General features: G+C 65.4%; 11 protein-coding genes. 1 reads left to right on the forward strand and 10 read right to left on the reverse strand.

Annotation, left to right across the window (positions count from 1 at the left end; genetic code table 11):
- The coding region (locus GH2_RS21810) for a hypothetical protein (RefSeq protein ID WP_169802484.1) at positions 1–215 on the forward strand (215 nt) is incomplete at its 5' end.
- Positions 216–345: 130 nt separating this feature from the next.
- Here the strand turns inward: GH2_RS21810 and GH2_RS21910 are convergent.
- The 10 genes from GH2_RS21910 to GH2_RS19250 all read right to left on the reverse strand — a co-directional run bounded on the left by GH2_RS21910 (position 346) and on the right by GH2_RS19250 (position 10482).
- The gene (locus GH2_RS21910; RefSeq protein ID WP_204701059.1) at positions 346–882 is read right to left on the reverse strand and encodes a hypothetical protein; all 537 of its coding nucleotides are present in this window, start codon (positions 880–882) and stop codon (positions 346–348) included.
- Entirely contained in the window at positions 827–1618 is a 792-nt protein-coding gene (locus GH2_RS21915) for a phosphotransferase (RefSeq protein WP_204701053.1), read from the reverse strand. Before GH2_RS21915 ends, GH2_RS21910 begins: the two co-directional genes overlap by 56 nt.
- A 434-nt stretch (positions 1619–2052) precedes the next feature.
- Entirely contained in the window at positions 2053–2247 is a 195-nt protein-coding gene (locus GH2_RS19215; RefSeq protein WP_066171936.1) for a ferredoxin, read from the reverse strand.
- Between the two features lie 27 nt (positions 2248–2274).
- Complete coding sequence (locus GH2_RS22060; RefSeq protein ID WP_244885437.1) at positions 2275–4533, reverse strand: AMP-binding protein; 2259 nt, start codon at positions 4531–4533, stop codon at positions 2275–2277.
- Positions 4530–5681 carry an acetyl-CoA acetyltransferase gene (locus GH2_RS19225; RefSeq protein ID WP_066171938.1) on the reverse strand — a complete coding sequence of 384 codons (1152 nt, stop codon included), beginning with the start codon at positions 5679–5681 and terminating at the stop codon, positions 4530–4532. Before GH2_RS19225 ends, GH2_RS22060 begins: the two co-directional genes overlap by 4 nt.
- Complete coding sequence (locus GH2_RS19230) at positions 5678–6706, reverse strand: acyl-CoA dehydrogenase family protein (RefSeq protein WP_066171940.1); 1029 nt, start codon at positions 6704–6706, stop codon at positions 5678–5680. Before GH2_RS19230 ends, GH2_RS19225 begins: the two co-directional genes overlap by 4 nt.
- Before the next feature lie 16 nt (positions 6707–6722).
- A complete protein-coding gene (locus GH2_RS19235) occupies positions 6723–7895 on the reverse strand; it encodes an acyl-CoA dehydrogenase family protein (RefSeq protein ID WP_066172054.1) in 1173 nt (390 codons plus the stop codon).
- Between the two features lie 84 nt (positions 7896–7979).
- Entirely contained in the window at positions 7980–8762 is a 783-nt protein-coding gene (locus GH2_RS19240) for an aldolase/citrate lyase family protein (RefSeq protein WP_066171942.1), read from the reverse strand.
- Positions 8759–9589 carry a 2-oxo-hept-4-ene-1,7-dioate hydratase gene (gene hpaH, locus GH2_RS19245; protein WP_066171943.1) on the reverse strand — a complete coding sequence of 277 codons (831 nt, stop codon included), beginning with the start codon at positions 9587–9589 and terminating at the stop codon, positions 8759–8761. The genes GH2_RS19240 and hpaH overlap by 4 nt, the downstream gene beginning before the upstream one ends.
- Positions 9586–10482, reverse strand: a complete 897-nt coding sequence (locus GH2_RS19250) for an alpha/beta fold hydrolase (RefSeq protein ID WP_066171945.1) — start codon at positions 10480–10482, stop codon at positions 9586–9588. Before GH2_RS19250 ends, hpaH begins: the two co-directional genes overlap by 4 nt.
- Between the last annotated feature and the right edge of the window lie 156 nt (positions 10483–10638).

The following is a 10638-nucleotide window of genomic DNA, read 5'->3' on the forward strand; positions in this document are numbered from 1 at the left end:
AGCATCCGGCCGGTCACCGCGGACTCCGGCCCGAGGGCTGCGACCCCGCGCTCGTCATCACGGACGAGGGGCATCCCCAGACGCTCGGCCAGGATGGCGACATCGAGCCCGCCGTCCTCGATATGCACTTCGTGAGGCAGTGGCACGCAGTGCTCGCCCTTGCAGGCGCCATGTGGCTTGATGCTCCATCCGGTGTGGTCGGCGAAACCGGATGAACTCACAGAATTCGATGTCACGAGCATGGCTAACCTCTTTGCACGTTGGGGTTGTGGAAGCGCACCTGCACCGAACTCTCGGTGGCGGTAGTGGACTCAGCTCCTTCTTTCATGCGAAATCCACCCGGCACTAGATCTCGACAGGTTTGAGGGCGTAGTGGTCGAGTCGGGATCTTGCGGAAACCGCCTCCGCAACACGGTCCTCTGTCTGTGCGATGAAGTAGGCCAGCAGCTTCTCGTCGTGCTCGGGACCGGCGCTCATCACGAACTGTTCGAGTTCTTGATCGGCTTGTCGCCAGTCTGTGGGGCGATGGCCGAGGATCTCGCTGAGCCGGTCGAGATCGCGGGCAGCATTCTCACGCCCCACGGCGATGAGTGCTCCTGCCCACTGAGACAGTGCGATTGCCGCATCGCGATTCGCTTCGTCGGTGGGACTCGATGGTGTCATGCGGGTGATCGTGCCCTCGAGAACCTTGGTCACGCGAGAGTAGTACCCCGATGGCGGTGTTACGGGGGCTGCCGGCTCGATGTCGATGCCGACGACCTCGGCGATTGCCCACAGCACGGCGCGGCGGGTCATCAGGTCCCATTGAAGGTACTCCGCCGGTAGGTCATGGGGCGCGAGATTCGACAGTGGGCCACTGAGCGAACTGACCGCGGTCAGCATGAAGGCGGCAGTGTAGAAGCTGAGCACCCCCTGGATCGACGGCCTCGCCCGTTGCCTCTTCGTAGCGTCTCACCAGATGGGCGATGTCAGCTCCGAGCGGTTCCGTGCCCGCTCTGGTCCGCAGCGAAGCCAGATCGAACAGCGGGTCACCGACGTGTGCGGCTTCGAGATCGTAGACGCAGGTGATCTTGCCATCGACATAGAGGAACTGCCCGGTGTCGGCGAGGATGAATGCCGGCCGCCGCCGGCCCTGCGGGACGTGTCGCCGGACCCAGCGAAGCGCGAACTCGACAAGCGGTTCCGGTCCGGTCTTAGTACGACGGTACAGCTTTTCGTTGGCATCTACGTACGCGAGAGCGATACCTTCGGCACTGTCCGGCACCGTGATTCCGGCATCGATGAAGGGCTGGAGATCGAGGCGATGGATCGCGGCGAGTTCATCGATGTACTGCTCCGCGATCGACTCCCGCTGGGCGTCATCGACCGCCTCTGCGATGTCCCGCGTTCCGGGGACTCGGTCCATGATGATGCCGACAGGATCGGTGGACATTCCATAAACATGTGGCACCCTGATCCCGCCGGCCTCGAGTGCCGTGAGGATTGCCGCCTCGCGGTCGAGCCCCGGGAACGGCTCGGCATCGATTTGCTTGTCGCCGCGTACGTAGATGGGGATCTCGTCGCCGTCCCGTTCGACGGTCGCATACCACGCCTTCCGCCAACGGGCCTGGCGTTCCAAAGCCGTGACCGTCCCGCCGACCAACTCTTCTATCTGCAGAGCCAGGCGCTCTTCCTCTGGTGCAGCCTTCGGGTCAGTTCTCCGAGGCGGTTCGTGAGTATCCGTGGCATCCTCGATTCTGACAGGGTGACGTCTAGAGTCGAGCAGCGTTCTCGGCGTATTTGCTGCGCACAGAAGGAAAATGGCATAGCTGCTCTGGTCTGGACAAGCCGCTACGTGGCGTATCTGACACTTCATACACTAGTATGAGCCAGATCACGCCGTCAAGGAATCGGTCGGACCCGCGGGAAAACCGTCGCGCTTCCCGTGCATGCGGCAGCCGTCGACGCGCTGCGCGAATCAGTCGGCCACGAACTGTGTAGATTCACGCCACGCCGTGCACGAATGCGGCTCATCGCTCAAGGTGCATGAGCGAGGCCGAGAATCGTGATCGATCAGTCCTCGAGGACCTTGATGGCGCTCATCGGACAGCGGCTCGCACCGTTTCGTGCGGCCGCCTCCATCCCCGGGGGAACGGTGAAATCGGCGTTGGCGGCGAAGCCGTCATCATCGAGTTCGTACAGGTCCGGCTCGTGCAGGGCGCACATTCCGTGCCCTTCGCATTCGTCGAGGGCGATGTGGATTCGCATGTGGGTCTCCTAGGGGTGAGGGGCTGTTCAGGGCTTGTCGCCGAGTGTAAGTCGGTGTCGCCAGGCGTGGAGATCGGTTTCTGAGGCGCCGGCATCGCTGAACCAACCGTCCACGCCGCCGGGCCATCCGAGCAAGTAGTCGATGACCTCGTTTATGGCCTCGGGCGGTGCGGTCAGCCAACTGGGCGGCAGCGTGGTCCGCGGTCCCGAGTTCGCTCCCTTGGCCTTCCATCGTTCGCGTAGTCGCGCCATGTTGGCGGTGGTGACGAGGTAGTCGTCGCGGACCGCGGCGGGTTGGACACCGGCCGCGAGCAGCAGTGCGGCCACGACCAGACCGGTCCGGTCCTTGCCCGCGGTGCAGTGCACCAGGACGGGGCCTTCGGCGTGCGCGACGATCTGCAGAATGCGGGCCGTTCGGTCGGCCTTGGTCTCCAGCGTCGACCGATACAGGGAGCGCAGATCGGGCGGCAGAGCTTGACCGGGCGCGGCGGCGTCGTTGAGTGGAAGGGCATGCAGCACCGTGCGCTTACCCCAATCGAATCCGCTTCGTTCGCGTTCCGCGGCACCGCGCAGGTCGACGACGGTGCCGGGCGGCCAGCTGGGGACGTTCGCCGGCGCGACGTCATCGACGTGCGGGGCGTCGCCCCGGTAGAGGACTCCGGGGAGGCACTGTCCTCCGTCGACGAGCGGAAGCCCGCCGACGTCGCGCAGGTTGACCAGTTGATCGATCAGGGGGAGCGTCGGGGCGCGCCGCGGTGGTGGTGGATGCGCGGCGGCCAGTTCGCGCAGACGCTTCCGATCGGTCTTGGCCATTGCCGTCTGAGGAATAGTGTCGACTACCACCAGGTGGTCGGGAGCCTTGTAGTCGGCGACCAACGATGCGGTCCACGCACGTAGGTCGTTCAGCGTGGGCGGCTGGAGGGGATCCGCAGGTACCACGAAGGCGACACCGATCTCACCGATCACCGGGGCGCTGTATCCGACGACGGCGGCGTCGCGAACCGCCGGATGCCGGGCGATGACTTGTTCTACCTCGACAGGGTGGACGTTGAAGCCGCCGCGTATGTACATGTCGTTGGCCCGGCCGGCGAGCACGAGGTTGCCCTCCGGCGTGAACATACCGAGGTCCCCGGTCAGCAAGAAGCCATCGGAGTCGAATGCGGCGGCCGAGAGTTCCTCGTCGTGCCAGTAGCCGCGCATCACGCACTCGCCCTTGATACGGACCCGGCCGACTGCGCCGGAGCCGAGAACGCTCCCCGCATCGTCGATGACCTCCACAGTCATCCCATACTGCGGACGACCCACGGTTCGGCACTGCACCTCGGGTGGATCGTCGGGCTCGGTTCCGCACACCGTCGGGGACTCGGTCATGGCGTACCGGACGACCAGCGGTACACCGATGAGTTCGGCGGTAGCCTCAACCAGTTCAGGCGACGCGGGCGCGGTGGCGACGACTCCGACCCGGAGGTGGGGGAAGGAGCTTCGATCGAGCCCGGGTTGTTCGAGCAGCTTGGCCCACTGGGTCGGCACCCCGCCGCCGACCGTCACCCGCTCGTCGGCCAGGGTGCGCGCCATACCGGCCGCCGTCCAAGGCGCGGGCGGGATGATGAGCGCAGTGCCCCACAACAGTTGGTCCCACAGCTTCGACATGTAGCCGGCGTGGGAGAACGGCGTCGACGTCATCCGACGGTCATACGGCGAACTCATGATGCCCGCCGCACGTGCTGAGGCGGCGAGGTTGTCGGCGTCGAACCAGGCGCCTTTGGGCAGACCGGTGGTCCCGCTGCTGAAGATGATCGCCACCGGGTCGCCGCGGTCGACGTCGACCACCGGCGGTTCACCGGAGTCCGAGTACCAGGTCCGCAGTTCGTCGACCCCGACCGATGGCGCCTCGGATTCCGGCGGTGACTGGGTTCCGTGGACGACGAGAGCCGGTGCCGACACCCGCAGAATGGAGTTGACCTCCGTGGGACCGAGCCGTCCGTTGACCCCAGTGGTGACGGCGCCGAGCATCGCTGCGGCGGCATAGCAGGTGGCGTAGTCGATTCCCGAGGGGAGAAGTAGCGTGACCACGTCTCCCTTGCCGACTCCCGCTGCCGCAAAACGGGCAGCCACCGCACGCGCCTGGGACACCCACTGCGCAAACGAAACCCGCGACCCGGGCTCGACGTACGCGTCCCTGTCACCATGGACCCTTGCGGCCGCCTCCAGCAGTTCCCGGGTGTTCGCGAAAGTGTCGGCCAGGGGTGGTGTGTTCTCACTGGTGGCCGGAGCCGCAGCGTTCACGGTTTCTCCGAGCCGAGCAGGACGGTTCCACTCGAGCAGAACCAGCCTCCGGTCCCGCTGACACAGGCGATCTTTGCGTCCGGAACCTGCCGGGCACCGCTTTCGCCCCGCAACTGTCGGGCGGCTTCGACGAGGAGAAACAGCCCGCGCTGGCCGGGGTGGCAGGCTGAGAGGCCGCCGCCGTCGGTGTTGGTAGGCAGTCCACCTCCGAGGCGGAGATTCTGCTCTGCCACGAAGGCTCCGCCTTCGCCCTTTCCGCAGAACCCGAGATCCTCGAGAGTCAGCAAGAGCATGTACGTGAATGCATCGTAGATCTCCGCCACGTCGACGTCGGCGGGAGTGAGTCCCGCTCGCTGGAAGGCGAGGGGCCCGGTCACTGCGGCGGGTCCGACGGTCATGTCCTCCCACTGGCTGGTCAGCATATGGGAGGTGGCATCCGCCGAACCCAGGACCCATACCGGGGCCGACTTGAGGTCGGGTACTCGATCTTCGGCGACCAGAATGACCGCCGCACCGCCGTCGGAGCGGATGCAGCAGTGCAGTTTGGTGAACGGGTCGGCGATCATCGGCCCGGAGAGCACGTCGTCGACGGTGATCGGGTCCCGGTACATGGCCTCGGGGTTCTCAGCGGCGTTGAATCTCGCCGACACCGCGACCTCCGCGAGTTGCTCGATCGTCGTCCCGTACTGGTGCATGTGACGACGGGCGGCCATCGCGTACTTGGAGATCAGCGTGTGTCCGTACGGTGCGTCCCATTGGAGTGGACCACGGGCGCCCCAGTTGATGTTGGCTCCGCGTAGCCCCTTCCGGATGTCGGCACGCGCGGTGGATCCGTAGGTCAGCAGGACCACGTCAGCATGCCCCGCGGCAATCGCGTCGGTCGCGTGCGAGACCATGACCTCCCAGGACGCCCCGCCGACGGAGGTCGAATCGATCCAGCGCGGCTTGAGGCCAAGGTATTCGCCGACGTCGGTCGGAGGGAGCGTGCCTTGACTCGTCGATGCCAGACCGTCGATATCAGCCGGAGTGAGGCCGGTCTCGGCCAGCGCCCGACGACTGGCCTGCGCGATGAGCTCGTAGGCGTTCTTGGTATCGACCCTGCCCACATCGGATAGTGCGATGCCGGCGATGGCCACCTTGCGATTCACTGTGCTGCCTCCAGATCGAGCAGGTCTGCGAGCACATCGGATGCGCTTGCGAACAGCTGCTTGTAGACGATGGCCCGCTTCAGATAGAGATGGGCATCGTGCTCGTAGGTGTAGCCCATTCCGCCGTGCACCTGAATGCTCGCGCCGCCGTTGCTGATCGCGGCCTCGGCCGCGACGGTCTTGGCCGCGAGGATCTGGAACTCGGTGTCGGGGCGACCTGCTTTGAACGCCGCCGCTGCGAAGAACGTCTGCGACGACGCGGATTCGGCGCGGACGGCCATGTCCACGATGGCGTGTTTCACGGCCTGGTGCACCCCGATCGGCCGGCCGAACTGTTCGCGGGTCTTCGCATGCTCGGTGCAGAGCTCGGTGATCGCGTCCGCCAGGCCGGCGAGGTACGCCGAATCCAGGATCTGAGCGCGCCCCCAGATCCAGTCCGACTCCGCCGGGAGCCAGGCGCTGACCCGGCCGGACGACACCGTCGCCCCCGACAGTCGGGTTCCCGGATCGACGGATTCGGACTCGGTGATGTCCCCGAACTCGGCCAGCTCGGCGAGTGCGGCGCCCTCACGGGTCACGAGCAGTGCGTGGCTGCAGCCGGCACAGTCCAGAAGGTCGAAGGATCCCTTGAAGCCGTCGGCTCCGATCTCCCCCTCCCCGCGGAGTTCTGCGAGTCCGATCATCGCACTGCCCTCACCGATCCGGCCGGCGAGTTCCTGATGACCGGTGGCGGCGGCCACCCTGGCGCCGAGAGTCGAGGCGAGGAATGGGCCGACGGCAAGGTGTTTGGCCAGCTCCATGAACAAGATGACTTCGTCATCGATGGATTGACCCGAGCCGCCGTACTCCTCGTCGAGACCGAGGGTGAGGAGACCGAGTTCCGCGCCCTCGCGCCACCCGCCGGGATCCACCAGCTGCGCGTCGCCGCGATGGCTGCGGATCTCGTCGATGGGACGCCGAGAACTGATGAAATCTCCGGCGGCCGCCACCAGGTCTCGCTGGTCTTCGGATGGGAGCAGGTCCATGATGTACTTCCTTCCTTCAGCGGGGGAGTCCGAGGACCCGGTCGCCGACGATGTTCCGCTGAATCTCTGAGGTCCCGCCGCCGATGGACTGGGAGAACGCGTAGAGGTAGTTGCCCACCCAGCCGTCCTTGTCCCAACGGGAGGTGCTGCGTAGGGCGTCGGATCCGATGATGTCCATGGCCAGTGCGGCGACCTCTTTAGCAAGGTCGGCATAGAACAGTTTCAGCATCGAGCCCTTGGGTCCTGGCGTGTCAGTCTGCATACTGCGGCAGATGCCGACGTAGGTCATCGCGCGCAACGACGTCACCTCTGCCCGTGCCCTGGCCAGTCGCCGCGCGATCTCGTCATCGGCGATCGCAGGCCGACGCCCGTCCGGACCGACGTGGTGGCGGGCGAACTCTATGAGGTCTTCGACGACTTTGGCCAGACGGACCTGATTCGCAGTGAAAGCCGTGCCGCGTTCGAACGACAGAGTCGACATCGCGACCCGCCATCCGTCGTTGATCTCACCGACGACGTTCGAGAGCGGGATCCGCACGTCATCGTAGAAGACCTCGCAGAATTCGGCGCCGCCTTCGATGGTCTCGATGGGACGGATCTCGATGCCGGGGCTGCTCATATCGCAGATGACCCAGGTGATTCCCTGGTGCTTGGTGCCGCTGTTGTCGGTGCGGACCAGCAGTTCCTGGTAGTCGGCGATGGTGGCGAAACTGGTCCAGATCTTCTGGCCGTTCACCACGAGCTCATCACCGTCGATGACTGCCTTCGTGCGAAGGGAGGCGAGGTCGGAGCCGGCTTCGGGTTCGGAGAAGCCCTGGCACCAGATGGACTCGCCGCGGAGGATCCGGTGCAGATGAAAGTCCTTCTGCGCCTCGTCGGCCCGCGTGATCAGCGTGGGGCCGGCGTGCGACAGCCCCACGAAGTTGGCATCGATGCCCGGAAAGCCCTGGGCGGCATACTCCTCGTACCAGACGAGCTGCTGCAGCAGCGTCAGTCCGCCGCCGCCGTACTCCTTAGGCCAGGCGATTCCGGCCCAGCCGCCGTCCCATTGGGTCCGCTGCCAGGCGGTGTCGTAGTCCCGGATGCCCGCGGCATCCCGGGGACGGGGCTCGGAAGGCTTGTTCTCCTCAAGCCACGTACGCACCTCGTCCCGGAACTCCAACTGCTCGGTGCTGAAGTCCAAATCCATCTGCCGACCTTCCGTCGTCATGCGTGTGATCTTCGCCCACTATAGTGACGCTATTGTCAGATTCAAAGTGCGAAGAGTCAAGTGTCAGATCTTGTCGGGGGTCTCGACGTACTGTGCCGCCAACGCCTCACTTCCCCGGGCGAGCACCGTCACGTCGGCGCCGACCAGGACGAACGAAGCGCCTGCAGCCATGTACCGGCGTGCGAGGGCGGGGTTGAACGCATTCACGCCCGCGGCCTTGCCGCTGGCTTTGATCTGCGACAATGTCTTCCCGATGAGAGACACCATCGCGGGATGCTCGGGCTGCCCGAGGTGCCCCATCGAGGCGGCCAGATCGGCGGGGCCGATGAACACCGCGTCGATCCCGTCGACGGCCAAGATCTCGTCGAGGTTGTCCAGGGCGGCGGCGGATTCGACCTGAATGGTCAGTGACACGGTGTCATCGGCAGTGATGAGATAGTCAGAAATCCGGTTCCACCGGGACGCTCGGGCGAGGGCGCTGCCTACCCCGCGGATGCCCTCCGGGGGGTAGCGCGTGGCGGCGACCAGATCGCGGGCCTCGGCGGCCGATTCGACCATCGGAATGATCAGATTCGTGGCGCCGATATCGAGTAGCTGTTTGATGGTGACCGGGTCGCCGGACGCCGGCCGCACGAGCACCTGGACGGGGTACGCGGCGAGTGCTTGCAACTGCGCGAGCGTCGACCTGATGTCGTTCGGTACGTGTTCGAGGTCGAGCATCAGCCAGTCGAGACCGGCGCCCGCACAGATCTCCGCGCTGTACGCGTTACCGGACGCGATCCACATTCCGATCTGGGGCCGGTCTCCCTGGATCTGCCGGGCCCAGGCATTGGATCCGGCGGTCATGCGGAGTCCTCCTTGGCGAAGTGGACCGAGACGGTTCCCATGGGGCCGTAGTCCGCGACGAAGGTGTCGCCGGGTTCGGCGAAGACCGGCGCCGTGAACGATCCCGCCAGGATCACCTCTCCGGCGTTCAGCGAGACACCATGGGGGGCGAGGCGGTTGGCGAGCCACGCCACGCCCTTTGCCGGGTGCCCCAGGACCGACGCCGCGACGCCGGAATCCTCGATCACACCGTTGCGGAGAAGCAGCGCCGACACCCATCGCAGGTCGACGTCCATGGGCTTCATCACGCGCCCTCCGAGAACGATCCCGGCGTCGGCGGCGTTGTCGCTGATGGTGTCGACGATCGTGCGGAGGTGCCCGGTGTCCGGATCGGCCATCTGCACACGTGCGTCGAGGATTTCGAGTGCTGGGGTCACGTATTCCGCTGCCCGCAGGACGTCGTAGAGGGTCACTCCCGGCCCGGTCAGCGGTTCTCCCAGGATGAATGCGAGTTCGACTTCGATGCGTGGCCGAATGAACCGGCCGGCCGGCACCACCCCGCCGTCATCGAAGAACATGTCGTCGAGCAGCGCACCGTAGTCGGGCTCGTTGATGGAGACCGCGCGCTGCATGACCTTGGACGTGAGGCCGATCTTGCGGCCCCGCAACTCGGCGCCACCGGCAACCTTCAGCCGGATGAGTTCCCGCTGAACCGCATAGGAGTCCTCGATGGTCATCTCCGGATACTGCAGGGAGATCTGCCGGATCGGGGTCCGGGTCTGTTCGGCCTCATGCAGGCGGCGCGCCAGTTCGGCGATCTCCGACTCGGCCAGAGTTGTGTTGGTCATCGACGCAGGAACTCCACTGCGGCGGGGTTGAACGCTGACGGATCCTCGAAGTGCGGCCAGTGCCGTACCGCAGCCATCGAGAAGACCTCGGAGTTCGGAATCAGGCCGGCGACGATGTGCGCCGTGCTCTGGTACTCGCCGTCATCCTTGCCGGACGCCACCACCATCGTGGGTGCTGCGATCGTGGCCCACTTCTCTTCCGGGATGAGATTGCGATCCCGGGCTTCGGCGTCCTGCAGGATCAGCAGATGATCGATCGTGGTGCGAGTGTCCTCGCGGCGGTAGATCGCCTGGCGGAGCGCAATCAGGTCCGGAAGCCGGTTCGCTTCGTCTGCAATCAGGTGCGCGAACACTTTGTGGAGCGATTCCCAGCTGGGGTTGTTGACCGCCTCGGTGCGCTCGGCACGGATACGTGCCATGTTCGACGCGGTCGCGATGAGGCCGGCGGGGGACATCAGGATCACCTTGTCGACGCGCTCCGGGTACTCGACTGCGACCGCGGCCGACACCCAGGCGCCCAACGACATCCCGATGAAGTGGGCCTTCTCCATCCCGAAGTGCTCCATCACTCCGAGGACCTGCTTGACGTAGACCGCGATCTCGTAGTCGTAGTCGGGCTTGTCGGAGAAGCCGTTGCCCACCATGTCGATCGCGACGCAGTGGAAGTGCTCCGACAGCGCCCTCAGGTTCGGCGCGAATGTCTCCCAGTGGCCGCCGGTGCCGTGCAGCAGGATGGCGTGCGGCTTGTCCGGCGACCCGGCCTCGGCGAACCGGGTTCGCACCCCGTCGATGTCCACGAACCCCTGTCGGAACTCCAGTTCTCGCAGATAGCCCCAGATGCTCCGGTACTCCTCAGTATCGTCGGTCTGTGCGGGGATCGCTGTTTCTGTCATGGCCGGGGCCTCCGTTGCGGTACGTAAGTTTTCACTGTGTGCACTTTCAGTTCTAGCACTTGCAGCGCGTTGAACAGGCTACCTGTCAGGTTTCTTGCCTGCGATCCGCCGAATCGCGGGATTGTTTCTGACACTCGTATACGATATGACTATGAA

Origin of the sequence: Gordonia hydrophobica NBRC 16057 (genome assembly GCF_001592365.1) — a bacterium.
Lineage (GTDB): Bacteria > Actinomycetota > Actinomycetes > Mycobacteriales > Mycobacteriaceae > Gordonia > Gordonia hydrophobica.

Excerpts from the sequence above, each read along its gene's own strand:
- GH2_RS21910 (WP_204701059.1), bottom strand. The coding sequence starts at position 882 with ATGCTGACCGCGGTCAGTTCGCTCAGTGGCCCACTGTCGAATCTCGCG.
- hpaH (WP_066171943.1), bottom strand. The coding sequence starts at position 9,589 with ATGACCAACACAACTCTGGCCGAGTCGGAGATCGCCGAACTGGCGCGC.
- GH2_RS19235 (WP_066172054.1), bottom strand. The coding sequence starts at position 7,895 with ATGGATTTGGACTTCAGCACCGAGCAGTTGGAGTTCCGGGACGAGGTG.
- GH2_RS19240 (WP_066171942.1), bottom strand. The coding sequence starts at position 8,762 with ATGACCGCCGGATCCAATGCCTGGGCCCGGCAGATCCAGGGAGACCGG.
- GH2_RS19250 (WP_066171945.1), bottom strand. The coding sequence starts at position 10,482 with ATGACAGAAACAGCGATCCCCGCACAGACCGACGATACTGAGGAGTAC.
- GH2_RS19230 (WP_066171940.1), bottom strand. The coding sequence starts at position 6,706 with ATGGACCTGCTCCCATCCGAAGACCAGCGAGACCTGGTGGCGGCCGCC.
- GH2_RS19215 (WP_066171936.1), bottom strand. The coding sequence starts at position 2,247 with ATGCGAATCCACATCGCCCTCGACGAATGCGAAGGGCACGGAATGTGC.